The following is a 16,588-nucleotide window of genomic DNA, read 5'->3' on the forward strand; positions in this document are numbered from 1 at the left end:
ATGTCATTAGTAACTCAAAAACTTGATTTAGCAGCCCTTCACCCGAACGTTAAGGGGTAATCCCCTTAAGATCCCCAAATTCAAAATCAAAGATTATTATAAAAAAGCTTTTTGCACAAGACTGCAAAAGGGTAAACCCCTTAAGATCCCCAAATTCAAAATCAAAGATTATTATAAAAAAGCTTTTTGCACAAGACTGCAAAAGGGTAAACCCCTTAAGATCCCCAAATTCAAAATCGAAGTTTATTATAAAAAAGCTTTTTGCACAAGACTGCAAAAGGGTGAACCCCTTAAGATCCCCAAATTCAAAATCAAAGATTATTATAAAAAAGCTTTTTGCACAAGACTGCAAAAGGGTAAACCCCTTAAAAACCTCAAATTAAAGGCCAAAATCATTTAAAAACTTAGTTTGCATACTGCAGCAAACGCTTCCGCCTATTAAGATATTATTTTCATTAATTAGCTTAAATTGAAAAATGTTTCATTATTTCTAATTATTGGTAAATATTTATGATTAGAAGTATTTATTTGCGATTATACACTGAAATCTCCATTTATCAAAATTTGAAAAAAATTTCGTTATATTCGCTCGAAACCTTTTATTTACAAGTATCTTAAGAAAATCGATAAATTTTATCATATTTTAACGATACAAAACATTTTCTTTTTATTAACATTTTTGATATATAAAAATCGAAAGATGCACGATTATGAATTCAGATTGACCCAGCTTTTACATATCTTGAGCCCTTCGCTTGCATCTTTAGCGTAGGCATCGCAGCCAAAGGTTTCAGCAAGTTTTCTGTTCATCGAGGCACCGCCGGCAATAACTTTCACCTTAATACTTAATTTTTTTAGTTCATTTACCACCTCTTCTATCTTTCCCACGGTAGTTGTCATCATAGCTGATAATCCTAAAATATTGGGCTTTTCTTTTTTCACAGCATCGATTATTAAAGAAGTTTCCACATCTTTGCCAAGATCTATAATTCTGAAGTTAGCGCTTCTTAATACCGCTGCTACTATATTTTTACCAATATCGTGTATATCCCCTTCTACCGTGGCTAGTACGACTTTAGCTTTTTTATCGTTTTGAGATTCAGGAATCAAATTGTTTAAGTAATCAAAAATGGGTTTGACAGTTTCAGCAGCTAACAACAACTCTGGGAGATATATATTCCCTTGTGCGTAGAGGTCTCCAATCTTTTCCATTGCTTTACCAAGCACATCTTGGCTAACTTCCAATGGACTTTTTTCTTTTAACTGATTTTCAATGATTCCTTTTACTTCACCTTCTTCACCTTGTAAAATTTTCTCGGTTAATTCATCTTGTTTTTCAACCTTACTTGGTATTACAATATTTTTATCCAACAATAGGTTACCATTCAACGTGTTCATAAGGAACTCATCTTCGGGATTTAAGATGGCTGAAGTCAAGCCTTTACTTTTTGCCCTTGAAAGAAAAGCTGCATTTATATAATTTCTGTTTGGTAAGCCGAAACTAAGATTCGAAAGACCCATAGTGGTATTGAACCCATTTTGTGAAAGTAATTTTACTGTCTCCAGGGTAATATTTGGATCATTATTGGCAGCAAGGGACAACACCAATGGATCAACTATAATTCTATCTTTAGTTATTCCTTTACTTTCTATGTACGGCCATTTTCTTAGCACTAGTTGTAGCCTTTCTTCAGCAGATTCTAAGATCTCTTTCTCAAGCGCTAATACTATTAGTAATCCTCCATATTTTTTAATCAACTCTAGTTTTCTGTCCAAATCTTTTTTACTTAATTTGGAAGAATTGATTATCGGCCTTCCAGGGTACTCTTTTAAAGCTGTTTCTAAAAAACTTATATTTTGAATGTCAAAAGAAATCGGAAGAGAAGAGTGCTTGTCTAGCTCTATGATAACTTGCTTGAAATGCTCTTCATTCAAAATCTTTTCGATCCCCAAGTTAACGTCTATCGCATGTGCTTTGGCGTTTTTTTGACTGTTAGCTCTTTTTATTACATTTTCGAAGTTGAATTCTTCGATTTCATTTTGAAGTTTTTTGTTCCCGGCAGGATTTATTCTCTCTCCGATAACACTAAACGGATGTAATTTGTTTAATATTGTTCTTGAAGAGTACATGATAGGTATTTCTTTTATTATTTTTTTTGGCCTTCTTTTTACCATATTTCTAATTACTTTTATATGTTCTGGAGAGGTACCACAACAGCCTCCAATAATATTTACTCCTAAATCTAAATAGTCTTCAACGAACATTCCAAATATTTCAGGCTTCATCTTGTATTCCAAATCTTTTCCATCGAAAATGGGTTTACCAGCGTTTGGTTCAACTGATAAGAACTTGTTAGTCGTGAGGGATAGACGTTCAAAAACCTTTAAAAGATCCTCTGGACCTAAAGTACAGTTAATTCCTAATACATCTACATCCAAATCGTTGAAAACATTAGCGAAGATTTCCACAGAAGTTCCTGTAACAGAACGACCGTTTTCTTCAAACGTCATATGAGCTATTAAAGGTAAATCTTCTGTGACTTTTCTTATTCCATACACAGCTGCTTTTAACTCTTTTATATCTGTCATGGTTTCAACGATAAAACCGTCTACACCATTTTCAAACAACACTTTTGCCTGCTGATAATACTCGTCTATAGCTTCGTCCATTTCAAGCATTCCCATAGGCTTTGGATACTCTCCTAGAGAGGATAGATCGCCAAAGACTAAAGCCTTGCCTTTCGATGCTTGTTTAGCAATTTCAACAGCTTTGACATTAACTTTGTCGAACGTTTCTTCATAATTTAATTCTTTGAGTTTTTTTCGATTCGCACTGAACGTATTGGTTAAAAGGATGTCTGCTCCCGATTTTACGTATTCACTTTGTAAATCATATACTACCTCAGGATATCTGATGTTTAAAAGCTCAGCAGGAATATCTTTATATCCTCTTTTTATAAATTCAGTGCCGTATCCCCCGTCTAAAATAAGTATCTTTTTACTTAATAATTGTTCGAAACCTTTTCTATTCATCGTACCACCCTATCATACATACCGTACTTTTTCTTGGAGTTATAATACCAGTATCTTTGTTGACAACTACTATCTCTGTTTTGAGTAAATTATTGACTATATCCCAATTTTTTCTCACATCTATATCCGAATATCCAGGAGAAAACCTCCTGGTACCTTTACCGAAATCTTTTCTCAGCCTTTTATCGATAGATTCGTTGAAAGCCTCTATCGCTTCGGAGGCCCAAGCATCCATCAACATGGAAGAGAGAGTATTTGCGTTTGATATATAATGGTCTATTTCGTATCCTAAGGTGGATACAAAAAAAGTGATAGAGTTAACACCATCGAAAGATTTAGGAATCAGTTCTTTTGGAAGTGAGCCTATTTTATATGTTTCACATACGGCTTTTGGTTGTGCTAATTCTAAACCAAGCTCATATATTTTATTTATTTCTTCTTTTAATTTTTCGCTGATTTGGAATTTAGACCCATTGAAGCCAGCTCGGAGTAGGTATATTTTTTTCTGAGGCATTATTTCATAAGTTTCTGGAATGTAGATTTTAATAAAATCCCCCCCTATTATTTCTATAATAATGTCTTTAGAAAGTCACATGATAGCGCCCCTTCGCCCGTGCGTTAAGGGGCAAACCCCTTAAGAACCCCAAGTTCAAAATCGAAGTTTATTTTAAAAAATCTTTTTGCACAACCCAGCAAAACCATCCGCACCCATCTAAGGAAAGGACCTGCGGCCCCTTGCTTTGCTCTCCGCCCATTTAAGGAAGAACAAAAGATTATGCCTTTAGCTACGTCCCCCATCTATGATGAGATCCGCAAGTTGTCCTAAATCGTCAACTACAAGATCCGGTTTTATTGCAGAATCTTTTAAGTCTTCCAATTTTGCTTCCCCAGTTAATACCAATGTAGATAATGTACCAGCGTTTATTCCGATTAATATATCGGTATACAACCTGTCTCCAACTATACAAGTTTTTTCTGGAGGAACTTGATAATCTTTCATTATCATTTCTAAGATCTTGGGATCTGGTTTCCCGAAGACGATATCAGGTTCTTTATTGCATGCTTTAGATACTACACTTGCAATAGCAGCAGTATCTGGGATTGGTCCTTCTTCGGTTGGGCAATTCAAATCTGGATTGGTAACAAAAAAGAAAGCTCCTTTAGATACAAATATGGAGGCTTTTGCCAACTTATCATAGGTTAAGCTTTTATCGAAGGTAACTACCACCATATCAGGGGAATCCGTAACAATTTCATGGCCAACCCTTTCATACTCGTTTATCATCGAAGGAGTAGCCACCAAAAAAATCCTTTTTGTCCCAAACTTATCTTTTATATATTCTGCAGCAGCTATGCCTGCGGTGTAGATTTCGTTTTCTTTTATTGGATAGTTTAAAGCGTCAAACTCTTGTAGGTACTCTTTCTTTGATTTGTTTGAATTGTTGGTTAAAAAGACAAGCTTTTTATTTTGTCTCTTCAAAAGGTTAGAGAATTTTAATGCACCGTTAACTAACTTTTGGCTGACATAAAAAGTGCCGTCTATATCTAAAACGAAGAGTTCTATTTGTTTTAATTTTTCGATTGTTTTTATATCGTTTATCAGAGTAAAAACCACCTTTTTTAAAATTTAATTGCGTGTCTTGTAACCTTTTTAAAAGCAGAACTTTTTGAGAGTTAATTGCTTAATGATTTTTACATAAGCTGCGCTTAGCCTTTATTAGCGCCCATTCGCCCGTGCGTTAAGGGGCAAACCCCTTAAGAACCCCAAGTTCAAAATCGAAGTTTATTTTAAAAAATCTTTTTGCACAACCCAGCAAAACCATCCGCACCCATCTATGGAAAGAGGAGAGGAGTTTGTCCCGCAGGCCGGTTTATACATTTAATTATATCAAAAAATTAACAGTTTATTGATTTTTTTCATTTCAAACGACAGCTAAGAATAAAATATGTTATAATAAATCGAGCAAAAAGTGTGAAAATTCTTTTAAATTGTGAGGTGAAAATAATGCAAATAAACGTTTCTAATAGTGGTTTGTACTTATCAAAAATAGTACAAGGAATGATGAGACTTAGAGACTGGAATCTTTCCACAAAAGAAACAGAAGAATTTATTTTGAAAGCGATAGACTTAGGAGTAACTACTTTTGATCATGCTGATATTTATGGAAATTATACTTGTGAAAGCTTATTTGGAGGAGCCTTAAAATTAAATCCTTCTATTAGAGATAAGATTCAGATTGTAACCAAGTGTGGTATAGTTCTTCCCAACAAAGAAACAAAAAGAATACATTATTACGATACCAGCAAAGACCATATACTGAAATCTGTAGATAATTCCCTTCGCAATCTTCATACCGACTATATCGATTTACTCCTGATACATCGCCCAGATCCCTTCATGAACCCAGAAGAAATTGCAGAAGCCTTCCTAGAGTTACACAAATCTGGTAAAGTTCGTTTCTTCGGAGTTTCTAATTTCACCATTGATCAATTCAAAACTTTGCAATCCAAATTTAGCCTTCCTTTGGTAACCAATCAAATAGAAATATCCCCTTCCAACTTAGAACATTTTGAAAACGATAATATTTATTTTTTGTTAGGAAAAAACATTAATCCAATGGCTTGGTCTCCTCTGGCTGGCGGGAAGTTATTCGATGCCTCAAACGACAAGTCGGTAAGAATATTGACAACGTTGAAAGAAGTCGCCAAAGAACTCGGTATTGATTCCATCGATACTGTTGTCTACGCTTGGCTTTTAAACCACCCTGTCGGAGTAATCCCTATTTCAGGAAGCGGTAAATTAGAAAGGCTTAAGAATGCTGTTGCTGCTTTGAACATAAAAATGACGAGAGAGCAGTGGTTTAAAATCTATGAAGCTGCCCTTGGCCATGATGTACCGTAAAGGAGATGATGCTTTCATATGATATTTACAATAACGCTTAATCCGTGTTTAGATAGATACCTTTATGTAGATAAATTAAAAGTAGAAGATACTACTCGTGTTAAAAAGATAAAAGATTATCCGGCCGGAAAAGGAATCGATGTTTCCAGGGCAATCAAAGAATTGGACGGTAAATCCGTGGCTATTTCTTTTCTTGGTGGTGAAAATGGAAGAAAGATTGAGGAAATGCTGGATAGAGAAGGTGTAATATATACCGCTGTTAGAATTACAAAAGAAACTAGAATGAACATCATTTTACAGGAACAAAATTCTCAATATCGGCTGAGTGTTCAAGGTCCAAAAATTCCAAAAACTGATTTGAACCAGTTGTATGAGACTCTCAAACTTTTAATTAGAGAAAATGATACCGTTGTTATTTCAGGAAGTTTGCCACGAGGGGTAACCCCAAATTTTTATGCAGAAATAATTTCTTACCTTAAAGGAAAAAACGCTAGAATATATTTTGATTCCGACGGTGAAAATTTAAAAGTCGGCGTTGAATCACATCCTGATTGTATCAAACCTAATTTATACGAGTTTCAAAGAGTTCTTGGTAAAAAAATAAATGGAATTGACAAAGTCCAACTTGCTAAATATGGTTTGGATCTAATTGATAGGTACGGAATAAAAGAAATATTACTTACTCTAGGATCAGAGGGCGCTATGTTTATCTCCAAGGAGAGTTGCCTATACGCTCCTTCCATAGATGTCCCTGTTCAAAGTGCGGTTGGATCAGGAGATTCCTTTCTTGCAGCTTACGTTTTAAAACGCGAAGAAGTCGCAAACGAAGAAGAAGCCTTTAAATGGGCGAATGCCTCAGGTAACGCCTCAGTCATGACTCCTGGAACAGAACTTTGTCGAAAAAATGACGTTTTGAGGCTTTTAGATGAAGTCAAAATCGAGAAGATATTCTAACAATAACTCGGGAGGTGCAATTTCCCACATGGATAATCTTCACATCGTTGATCATCCTTTGATAAAGCATAAACTTTCTATAATGAGAAATAAAGAAACAGGGCCTAAAGAATTCAGGGAACTTTTAAATGAGATAACTCTTCTTCTTACTTATGAAGCAGCTAGAAATCTTCCAACGATGGAGGTTGAAGTTGAAACGCCTATCGCTATGACGAAAGGTGAGATGGTTGAAGATAAAAAAGTTACAATAGTTCCTATATTGCGAGCAGGTTTAGGCATGTTGGATGGTGTTCTTTCATTGGTTCCAAATGCAAGTGTTGGTTTTCTAGGTGTATATAGAGACCCCGATACTCTCAAGGCAATAGAGTATTATGTGAAGTTTCCACCTTTGACAGAAGACCATCAAATCTTTATTCTTGATCCTATGCTTGCTACAGGGCATTCTATGAATCATGCTATAAAGCAAGTGAAAAAACAAGGAGGACAGAATATTACTATTATGTCCTTGATAGCCGCTCCTGAAGGGGTTAACGTAGTTGTAAGTGAAAACCCAGATGTGATTATTTACACCGCCGCTTTGGATAGTAAACTCAATTCAAAAGCGTATATTGTTCCCGGCTTGGGAGATGCAGGGGACAGATTGTACAGGACCAAATAAAGAATATCGGGGGCATTTGGATGTCGAAATTGTTGCAGCATACATTTCTTTTCTCGTTGGCAACTCTTATAAGTAGATTATTAGGCCTTTTACGGGATGCTACCTTTGCTCATTATTTCGGAATTAGTGCTGAGTACGATGCATATTTAATAGCAATTATTCTTCCTTTTTTTCTTCGGAAAATCTTCGCTGATGGAGCTCTCTCCTCAGCTTTTATTCCTTTATTTACAAGAAAACAAGGAAAAGATTCTCAGGTGTTTCTCAGCACCACAATATGGTTTGTATTAATAACGACTGTTTTATTATATATACCTGTGTATCTTTTTTCGGACCAAATAGTTTTAGTCTTGGGAACCGGTTTATCTGAATCAACAATGGAATTAACCTCTTATTTGTTGAAAATTACATATCCTTTTATAATTTTTATCTCCTTGTGGGCAGTAGCTACAGGTGTTTTAAATAGTAACGATATTTATTTTGGACCTGCATTCGCTCCTGCTTTATCTAACATTTGCAGCATAGTTTTTATCCTTTTATCTTCTTACTTTTTCCCAAGAATATTAGGTCCCACAATAGGATTCACAGTGGGAGGAGTTTTACAGTTTGTGTTTGTTTATTATATCTTGAGAAGAAACCATTTCCGATTGACACTTGACTTTAATTTTAAAGATTTGAAAAGTATCATGAATTTGTTTGGTCCTGCCTTATTAGGAGTGGCTGTGGCTTCCTTGAATACATTAGTTGATACCAATATCGCAACATGGACCGGTACGGGTGGTGTTTCGACCATTCAATACGCCCTAAGAATTTATCAGCTTCCATTGAGCATATTCGCTATCAGTGTTGCAAACGCCCTTTTACCCAAATTATCATATTCTTCAAGTATAAAAGATGAAATAGAATACAAGAAAAATTTAAAAGATAGTATAGAACTAACTTTATTCTTGGCAATTCCTTCGATGTTTGGTTTAATATTTTTGAACAAAGAGATCGTCGCTTTGATATATCAACATGGTAGTTTTACCTTTGAAGATACGTTGATAACAGCAAAAACCTTGTTATATTATTCTCTGGGGCTTCCTTTTTATTCTTTACATACTATCTTTATTAGAACTTACCACGCTAAATTAAATACAAAGTACCCTTCTTTAGTGGCAACTGTAATGCTTTTAGTGAACGCAACTCTCGATGTATTGTTGGCTTTCAAATATGGTGTGGTAGGTATTGCATTAGCAACCTCTATTTCCGGTATTGTTGGCATGTTTATGACAGGTTTCAACATTTTTAAAGGTTTGAATCGAAAAGATTGGATAGAAATATCTAAAATTTTCATTGCAAGCACCATAATGTCTATATTTATTGTGGTTTGTAAAGGATTTTTTGATTCTAGACTGCTAGTTGTTTTTCTGATTGCTCTTAGTGTCCTCGTTTATTTCTTATCAGCGTACCTTATTGGTTCAAAAAAGTTAAAATTGGCTATAAATCTTTTCTTTAAAAGAAAATAGACGCTAAACGATACTCTTTTCGTATTCTGAATCATACAGATGACACGCAACTTGTTGATTTTCTACATTTTTCAAAGTGGGTTCTTTAATTTTACAAATTTCTTTTACATAGGGACATCTAGGATGAAACCTGCAACCTGTCGGAATGTTAACCGCATTTGGAACCTCTCCTTGAGGTATTATTCTTTTTTTCTTACTCTTTGGATCGGGTTCAGGAACCGCTGATATTAGAGCCTGAGTGTATGGATGTTTTGGCTTTGTATATATTTGCTCAAAATTTCCAACTTCTACAATTTTGCCCAAGTACATTACTGCAATCCTGTCACAAATATATTTGGTTGTAGCTAAATCGTGTGTGATGAAAAGATAAGTCAAATCAAAATCGTTTTTTAAGTTGATCATTAGTTGCAACAGTTGGGATCTAACAGAAACATCTAGCATCGCAACCGCTTCATCTGCCACAACAAAGATAGGTTTTAAGATTAAAGCCCTTGCTATTACAACCCTCTGTCTTTGGCCACCGGATAAATCACGAGGATATCTATAATAATACTCATTCGCAGGGGATAACTGTACCCTTTCCAACATTTCCATAACAAGCTTCTGCCTTTCATAACGGTTCTTCCCGATATTGTGTATTTGTAGAGGATGCATCACAGCTTCACCGATCCTCATATGAGGATTCAAGGCTGCAAGTGGATCTTGAAAGATTATTTGAATCTCTTTTCTTATGTGTTTTAATTCCTTTTTCGTTAAGGTACTGATGTCTTTTTCTTTGAATAAAATTTTCCCTTCAGTAGGATCTTCTAATCTTGTAATTAACCTACCTGTTGTGGTTTTCCCACTTCCTGATTCACCAACTAAACCAAGAGTTTCACCTTTTTTTACTTCAAAATTGACCTCATCTACTGCCTTTACATATTGAGGAGGGGTCCTAGTCAAAACTTCACCCACTGTTCTTTTTAAAGGGAAATATTTTTTTAATCCTTCAACTTTTAAAATTGTATTTTCAGTCATTAATACCACCTACATTTACGTGATTTAAATATTGAGAATTTTCATACAGCCAGCATTTAACTTCTGACCCTTCAATTAAAAAACTTTTAGGCTCTTGTTCGTGACAGATGTCCATTGCGTATTCACACCGTGGTGCGAATCGACATCCTTTCGGAGGTTTACCTAAATCTGGAGGACTTCCGGGGATGTATTTTAAATCTTTGTCGTTGATATCTGTATTTGGAATTGAATCTAAAAGTGCTTTTGTATAAGGGTGCTTGGGATTGTAATAAATATTTTCCTTTGAAGATATTTCCACCAAATGACCGGCATACATGACTCCAATCTTATCTGCAAGTTGGGCAACTACACCTAAATCATGTGTTATAAGCAACATGGACATTTGATATTCGTCCCTTAATTTATTCATCAACTCTATAATCTGAGCTTGAACTATTACATCCAATGAAGTTGTTGGCTCATCGGAAATAACAAAAGACGGTTTTAAAACCAATCCTAAGGCGATCATTACCCTTTGTCTCATTCCGCCACTGAATTGAAATGTGTACTGATTCATTCTGCTAGGGTCTATTCCCACATCTTTTAAGACACTACCCCCCATTTCTATGGCTTTTTCTTTAGATATATCGGGAAAATGAGATCTCACAATTTCAACAAAAAGATCTTTTACTTTCATAATTGGGTTCAAGGAAGTCATTGGGTCTTGAAAGATCATGGTAATATCTCTACCTCGGATTTCTCGCATTTGTTTTTCGTTCATTTTAGTTATATTTTGACCATTTAATATAATTTCTCCATACAATTGTGCATTTAACGGTAATATTTTCATTATAGCTTGTCCCAACGTAGATTTTCCACAGCCTGATTCTCCCACTAACCCCAATGTTTCTCCGTCTTTTACATTAAAACTAACATCGTCAACTGCTTTTATAATGCCATCTTCACTTCTATAATAAACTTTCAGATTTTTTACTTCAAGCACGCTTACTACCTTCTTTCTCTAATTGTCGGATTTAGCATTTCATTCAAACCCTCACTGAACATGGAAAATCCTAGTGTAACAGTCATTATGGCAACACCTGGAAAGGTCAAAGCCCACCAAGCACCACTTAAAATAAATCTTTGACCGTTGCTCAAATCAAAACCCCAATCGGGAGTTGGGGGAGCTATTCCTAATCCCAAAAAGCTCAATCCAGCTTCTGTCATTATGGCGTCTGCCAGGTTCATTGAAAGCACAACCACAACTGATGGTAGTACATTTGGAAGTATATATCTTCCCAAAATAGATAAGTTAGAAGCCCCTATAGCCCTGGCTCCATCAACATAAAGTTCGTTCTTTACTGAAGATACTTGATTTCTAATGACTCTGAAGTATGTAGGTATGTAAACAACTGCTATAGAAATAGCGATATTCATGATACCAGGTCCTAAAAATGCAGCTATCGCTATGGCTAGAATTAAACCCGGAAAGGAATATATAGCATCCATAATAATGGTCATTATTCTGTCGAATATTCCTCCTACGAATCCCGATAATAAACCTAACGGTATACCAACAGCCGAGGCTATTGCTACGGAAACAAAAGCAATTGTTAAGGCAATTCTGGCTCCATAAACAACCCTACTAAATACGTCCCTACCAAGGTTGTCTGTTCCAAACCAGAATTCACTACTCGGAGGGGTTAAAGATCTTCCAACTCTTTCTGTAGGGTCGTAAGGAGCTATTTGAGGAGAAAAAAAAGCCAAAAAAATGTAAAAAATCAAAATAACCATACCTATGAAGGTAAGCCAAGCATTTGAACCTCTAAAGAATCTGGAGAAGCTCTTTCCAATCTTCGATGAAACGAATTTACGTTCTTCCAATTTTATACCCTCCTCAGTACCTTACCCTTGGGTCTATTAAAGCGTTGATAATTTCTACTATAATGTTAATTATTATTACAAAAATGGCAAAAAAGACTATAGTTCCTTGAATAGCGGGAAAATCTCTGTATCTGATTTTCATAATGAGATAACTTCCGATTCCAGGCCAAGAAAAAGTGGTTTCAGTTAAAACAGCACCAGCCATCAATAGTGCAAGCTGTAATCCCATTACCGTTAAAATAGGAACCAAAGCATTTCTTAAAGCATGTCGGTACAGTATTCTACCTTCAGGTATCCCCCTTGCTTTAGCAGATTTTACATAATCAGAGGTTAACGTTAAAATTGTATTATTTCTAACCATTCTTAAAAAAATACTTGAGATAACCAGCCCAAGGGTAATACCGGGCAGCAACAAATGTTTTAAGACATCCCAAAAAGCTGTCCAATTCCACCTGAAGAGAGAATCCAATAAAAACAAACCTGTAATTTGTTCAAATTGGACTGTCGCGCCGATCCTTCCAGCAATTGGTAACCATTTTAACTGCATTCCAAAAATGAATTGCATCATCAGACCAAACCAAAATACAGGTACAGCGTACATGAGCATCGAAAACCCTCTGGCAATTATATCTACGGGTTTGTCTCTTTTTTGCGCTGCTTTCGAACCCCAAAAGATCCCTATAACCACAGCTACAATGAATGCAAAAATCGTTAATTCAAGTGTTGCGGGAAATCTTTCTAATATCTCATCAAGTACGGGCCTTCCCGTCATTGTTGAAGTTCCCAAGTCACCTTTGAATAGTCCCCCTACATATTTAAAAAATTGAACCAATATGGGATCGTTAAGTCCCAATTCTGCTCTTCTGGCTTCAATAACCTCTTGAGAGGCTCTCCCACCTAGCATTGCTGCAACAGGATCTCCGGGAATTATCCTAATAACGAAAAATATAACCACTAAGAGAACAAAAAGCATGGGAATAGCCAACAATATCCTCACAATAATATAATTTCTCAGAGACACTTAGATCACCCTTCTTTTCTGAGGTTGGTTTTCTTAAAATTGCCCCGATTATTAAATAAATCGGGGCAATTGTCTTAGTTACAAACATTCAAAAGATATTTAAAGAAAAATTATTCCTTGTAGAGTAAATAATATCGAAAAATCTGGGAAGGTTCTAATAAAATCCCTTTGATGTTATTTTGGGCAGCTACCGTTTCTACACCTTGCCAAAGTGTAACGTAAGGAGCGTTGAAAGCAAGATCTTGTTGTACCAATTTGTACAACTGAGTTCTAACGTCCTGCTCAGTCGCTACTCTTGCCGCTCTCATGACACTTTCAGTTACTGGGTTGACATAAAAACTGCCCATCGACCTAGCACCACTTTCACTTAAGAACGGCCAGAGGTAATCATCAGGATCTATGTAATCAGGATACCAACCTAATAAGAACATACCCATGGTTCCGTTTAAGAAATAATCAACGTAGGTTGCCCATTCTGCGTATTCTAAGTTGATACCGATAATTCCTGTTTTTTCCAAGGATTCCATTAAAACTTGGGCTACATCTGCTTCTGTTGTTCCATAATGAGTAGGACTGTACCAAAGATCAACAACTAGTTTGTTTTTTTCGTCGTAACCGGCTTGATACAAAAGTTGTTTTGCAGCCTCAAGAGTCCCTTCTTGGAAGACATCTTCGTGACTCCACATTCCCATTGGTACAAGTGAGTATAGTGGTGATGCCATATTCAAAAATACATCTTCAACGATTACATCTCTTTCAATAGCCAAGGAGATCGCTTGTCTTACTAATGGATCGTCGAAAGGTTCTTTTTGTGCATTGAATACTAACATTCTGATTTGTGGACTTTCTCCTTGAATAACTTGGATATTTCGAGAATTTTTTAAATCTTGTATATCCCTTGGATCTAAATGTCTGAATGCAATGTCTATTTCACCGGTTTCCAAAGCCAATCTTAATGTTGCGGCGTTTTCATAGAATAAAATGATGATCCTATCTGTTTTTGGTTTTTCCCCAAAATATTTCTCATTTGCTTGTAATGTAATTCTGACGTCTCTTATCCATTCAGTAACTTTGTATGGGCCAGAAGCAGATGGTGCTCCATCATAAAAACGATCTGCGGGGAATACCTTTGGATTAACTGGCCATCCAACGGTATAACCTAATACTGAAACAAAAGCTGAAAACGGATACTGAAGAGTTACTTTGAAGGTATAATCATCAACTACTTCAGTTGTTTCAACTATATCTGAGAGTAAGAACGCAGGATCTCCTCCAAGTTTTATCACCCTATCGAAAGAGAATTTAAAAACGGATGCATCTATAGGGGTACCATCTTCGAAAACAACACCTTTTCGAACGTGGAAAATATACTCTAATCCATCTTCAGATACTTCCCAATTTTCGAATAAATTTGGTACAATTTCCGTAGAATTAACCTTGTAATCTACTGGTCCAGCTAAAACATTTTGTAAAATGTTGCTAGAAAAGTAATCATAACACAAAGCTGGATCTAAAGTTCTAATCTTGTCTGTTGTCCCAACAACAATGGTAGATTGTGCCCAAACACCTACAAATAAAACCAACACAACAAATAAACTTACCATATACCTTTTCATAAAATCCCTCCTCGCTAAATGTGCTGATGTAAAACTTACATCTTCGTACTAATAAAATACTTTATAACGAATACTTAATTAAAACCACATTAGATTTTACAGAAAATTGAAAAAAATTTCATAGATGTTCTTATATTGACAAAATTTTCAAAGATAAAGTCTTATTTGGTAATTTAATTTAAATCAAATTAATTGTCTATATTATACAATTAATATATTTAAGAGTCAAGTAACAATAAAAAATCAGTACTTAGAAGATTAGAGCCAAAAGATATCGGATGATTGGATTTAAATGTTGTGTGCTTTCAAGTTCTCAAGAGATGTGTTTTTTAAATAAAGTTTTCTTAAATTAACATAATATATATTAACATTTCTTATTACTCTAAAATTAATACGTTTGTATATTATACATTTCTATTTTTTACAACAAAGATTTAACAATTTTAATTCCTCAATTTGGTTCTTAAATCACTTTAAAATGAGGGATCTAAAAAAGATAAGTTCTATATCAAGCATAAATAGCGTTTAATCAGATTTTTAATCAAAAATTTTCTTGATTAAGTTGCCCCCTTATGATAAAGTATATAGTGGGTTTTATTCCAAGGGGTGAAAATAATGGAAAAGCATGAACTAATAGAAAAACTACGCTCCAACATGTCTAGAGATACCTGGAATAATTGGCTTACGACGGCTCAAATTTTAGAATTAGACGATAAGAAAGTCGTCCTTGGATTGGGAAATTTATTTATTAAAGAGGCTGTCGAAAAAAGATTCGGTTCAATAATAAAAGAAACTATAAATAATATTACTGGAAAGCCTTTAGAGGTAGTTTTCAAGGAAATACCCATTAGTAAAGAACAGAAAAATGCAGTAAATGGTCCAATAATAAAAAACCGGCCTTTGAAACTATCAGAGTTTAATCCTGAGTTCACTTTTGATAGCTTTGTTACTGGAAATTCCAATAGAATAGCTTATTATTCAGCCCTGGAAGTTTGCAAAAATCCTGGAAAATATAATCCTTTATTCATATATGGAGATGTGGGATTAGGTAAAACTCATCTTTTGCATGCAATAGGGAATTTTTTGATGGAAAACGCCCCTGATTTGAAGGTGCAGTATGTAACTGCTGAAGATTTTATGAATCAAATGATGGACGGGATAAGAGCAAGTGATATGGAAAATTTTCGAGAACGCTTTAGAAAAAATGTTGATTTTTTATTGATAGATGATGTTCAATTTTTAATCGGAAAAAATACCGTACAAAGCGAACTTTTCCATACCTTTAATTCTCTTTTTAACTCAAGAAAACAGATAGTAATCTGTTCCGACAGAACACCTGATGAACTGGCCACCTTTCATCCTAGATTGATTAGTAGATTTGAAATGGGTTTGATAACTGACATACAAGCACCCGATAAAACCACAAAGTATTTGATAGCAAAGAAAATGGCACAAATGATTTCACTCCAACTAACAGACGACGTTGCTTATTATTTAGCCGAACATGTAGATAAAAACTTAAGAAAACTTCGGGGAGCAATAATGAACCTTCTCTTACAAAGCCAAATTTCGGGTGCGCCAGTAAATATCGAATCTGCAAAAACGATAGTCAATTCAATGATCAGAATGAACGCAAACAAAGTTAGGTTCCAATCACCAGAAGTTCTTGAAACAGTTAAAATAGATAACGTTATAGATTTGGTCGCTGCTGAATTTAATATAAATCGTAAGGATATATTCTCGTCATCGAGAAAAAAAGAAATAGCTTTAGCTCGTCAAGTTTTAGCTTATATTTTTAAGACTACTATGAATTTGAAAACCAAAGATATCTCTGAAAAATTAGATAAAAATCATTCTACTATTATTCATTCCATAAAAAAAATAGAACATTCTTTGTTGATGGGGAATGAAATGATAAAAAATAAAATAAATAATATCAAAAGCAAATTAGAAGATGAAAAGGGAGTTATTACAATATAGAAGAAATCGGCCTCAAAATATGATTTAACTGAAAACAAG

At 35.0% G+C, this 16,588-nt stretch carries 13 protein-coding genes; 5 read left to right on the plus strand and 8 right to left on the minus strand.

Annotated features, from left to right (window positions below):
• Positions 1 to 708: 708 nt before the first annotated feature.
• From X929_RS08120 to X929_RS08130, 3 genes are all read right to left on the minus strand, one after another.
• A complete protein-coding gene (locus X929_RS08120) occupies positions 709 to 3,033 on the minus strand; it encodes a homocysteine S-methyltransferase family protein (protein ID WP_103067528.1) in 2,325 nt (774 codons plus the stop codon).
• Positions 3,026 to 3,547: a methionine synthase gene (locus X929_RS08125; RefSeq protein WP_103067529.1), complete on the minus strand. Its 522-nt coding sequence runs from the start codon at positions 3,545 to 3,547 to the stop codon at positions 3,026 to 3,028. Before X929_RS08125 ends, X929_RS08120 begins: the two co-directional genes overlap by 8 nt.
• Before the next feature lie 267 nt (positions 3,548 to 3,814).
• Positions 3,815 to 4,648 (minus strand): HAD-IIA family hydrolase, encoded by an 834-nt coding sequence (locus tag X929_RS08130; RefSeq protein ID WP_103067530.1) that lies wholly within the window; start codon positions 4,646 to 4,648, stop codon positions 3,815 to 3,817.
• Between the two features lie 390 nt (positions 4,649 to 5,038).
• Between X929_RS08130 and X929_RS08135 the strand changes: the two genes are divergently transcribed.
• The 4 genes from X929_RS08135 to murJ are packed head-to-tail and all read left to right on the plus strand — an operon-like array spanning position 5,039 to position 9,052.
• Entirely contained in the window at positions 5,039 to 5,935 is an 897-nt protein-coding gene (locus X929_RS08135; protein ID WP_103067531.1) for an aldo/keto reductase, read from the plus strand.
• Between the two features lie 18 nt (positions 5,936 to 5,953).
• The gene (locus X929_RS08140) at positions 5,954 to 6,889 is read left to right on the plus strand and encodes a 1-phosphofructokinase family hexose kinase (protein WP_103067532.1); all 936 of its coding nucleotides are present in this window, start codon (positions 5,954 to 5,956) and stop codon (positions 6,887 to 6,889) included.
• A gap of 28 nt (positions 6,890 to 6,917) precedes the next feature.
• Positions 6,918 to 7,547 (plus strand): uracil phosphoribosyltransferase, encoded by a 630-nt coding sequence (gene upp / locus X929_RS08145; RefSeq protein ID WP_103067779.1) that lies wholly within the window; start codon positions 6,918 to 6,920, stop codon positions 7,545 to 7,547.
• A gap of 20 nt (positions 7,548 to 7,567) precedes the next feature.
• A complete protein-coding gene (gene murJ / locus X929_RS08150; protein WP_103067533.1) occupies positions 7,568 to 9,052 on the plus strand; it encodes a murein biosynthesis integral membrane protein MurJ in 1,485 nt (494 codons plus the stop codon).
• A 3-nt stretch (positions 9,053 to 9,055) separates the two neighbouring features.
• Here the strand turns inward: murJ and X929_RS08155 are convergent, their stop codons facing one another.
• The 5 genes from X929_RS08155 to X929_RS08175 all read right to left on the minus strand — a co-directional run bounded on the left by X929_RS08155 (position 9,056) and on the right by X929_RS08175 (position 14,569).
• A complete protein-coding gene (locus X929_RS08155) occupies positions 9,056 to 10,069 on the minus strand; it encodes an ABC transporter ATP-binding protein (protein ID WP_103067534.1) in 1,014 nt (337 codons plus the stop codon).
• Entirely contained in the window at positions 10,062 to 11,051 is a 990-nt protein-coding gene (locus X929_RS08160; RefSeq protein WP_103067535.1) for an ABC transporter ATP-binding protein, read from the minus strand. Before X929_RS08160 ends, X929_RS08155 begins: the two co-directional genes overlap by 8 nt.
• Before the next feature lie 5 nt (positions 11,052 to 11,056).
• Positions 11,057 to 11,902 carry an ABC transporter permease subunit gene (locus tag X929_RS08165; protein ID WP_103067780.1) on the minus strand — a complete coding sequence of 282 codons (846 nt, stop codon included), beginning with the start codon at positions 11,900 to 11,902 and terminating at the stop codon, positions 11,057 to 11,059.
• 43 nt (positions 11,903 to 11,945) lie between these two features.
• Positions 11,946 to 12,953, minus strand: coding sequence for an ABC transporter permease (locus X929_RS08170; protein ID WP_103067536.1), 1,008 nt, complete (start codon positions 12,951 to 12,953; stop codon positions 11,946 to 11,948).
• A 110-nt stretch (positions 12,954 to 13,063) separates the two neighbouring features.
• On the minus strand, positions 13,064 to 14,569 hold the full coding sequence (locus tag X929_RS08175; RefSeq protein ID WP_103067537.1) for an ABC transporter substrate-binding protein: 1,506 nt from the start codon (positions 14,567 to 14,569) through the stop codon (positions 13,064 to 13,066).
• A 615-nt stretch (positions 14,570 to 15,184) separates the two neighbouring features.
• Between X929_RS08175 and dnaA the strand changes: the two genes are divergently transcribed.
• The gene (gene dnaA, locus X929_RS08180; RefSeq protein ID WP_103067538.1) at positions 15,185 to 16,549 is read left to right on the plus strand and encodes a chromosomal replication initiator protein DnaA; all 1,365 of its coding nucleotides are present in this window, start codon (positions 15,185 to 15,187) and stop codon (positions 16,547 to 16,549) included.
• Positions 16,550 to 16,588: the final 39 nt, after the last annotated feature.

Origin of the sequence: Petrotoga olearia DSM 13574 (assembly GCF_002895525.1) — a bacterium.
In the GTDB taxonomy this organism is placed as follows: domain Bacteria; phylum Thermotogota; class Thermotogae; order Petrotogales; family Petrotogaceae; genus Petrotoga; species Petrotoga olearia.

What these genes read in the sequence shown, in the direction of transcription:
- X929_RS08135 (WP_103067531.1), top strand. Translation starts at nt 5,039, where the DNA reads ATGCAAATAAACGTTTCTAATAGTGGTTTGTACTTATCAAAAATAGTA.
- X929_RS08155 (WP_103067534.1), bottom strand. Translation starts at nt 10,069, where the DNA reads ATGACTGAAAATACAATTTTAAAAGTTGAAGGATTAAAAAAATATTTC.
- X929_RS08140 (WP_103067532.1), top strand. Translation starts at nt 5,954, where the DNA reads ATGATATTTACAATAACGCTTAATCCGTGTTTAGATAGATACCTTTAT.
- X929_RS08125 (WP_103067529.1), bottom strand. Translation starts at nt 3,547, where the DNA reads ATGCCTCAGAAAAAAATATACCTACTCCGAGCTGGCTTCAATGGGTCT.
- X929_RS08120 (WP_103067528.1), bottom strand. Translation starts at nt 3,033, where the DNA reads ATGAATAGAAAAGGTTTCGAACAATTATTAAGTAAAAAGATACTTATT.
- dnaA (WP_103067538.1), top strand. Translation starts at nt 15,185, where the DNA reads ATGGAAAAGCATGAACTAATAGAAAAACTACGCTCCAACATGTCTAGA.
- murJ (WP_103067533.1), top strand. Translation starts at nt 7,568, where the DNA reads ATGTCGAAATTGTTGCAGCATACATTTCTTTTCTCGTTGGCAACTCTT.
- upp (WP_103067779.1), top strand. Translation starts at nt 6,918, where the DNA reads ATGGATAATCTTCACATCGTTGATCATCCTTTGATAAAGCATAAACTT.
- X929_RS08175 (WP_103067537.1), bottom strand. Translation starts at nt 14,569, where the DNA reads ATGAAAAGGTATATGGTAAGTTTATTTGTTGTGTTGGTTTTATTTGTA.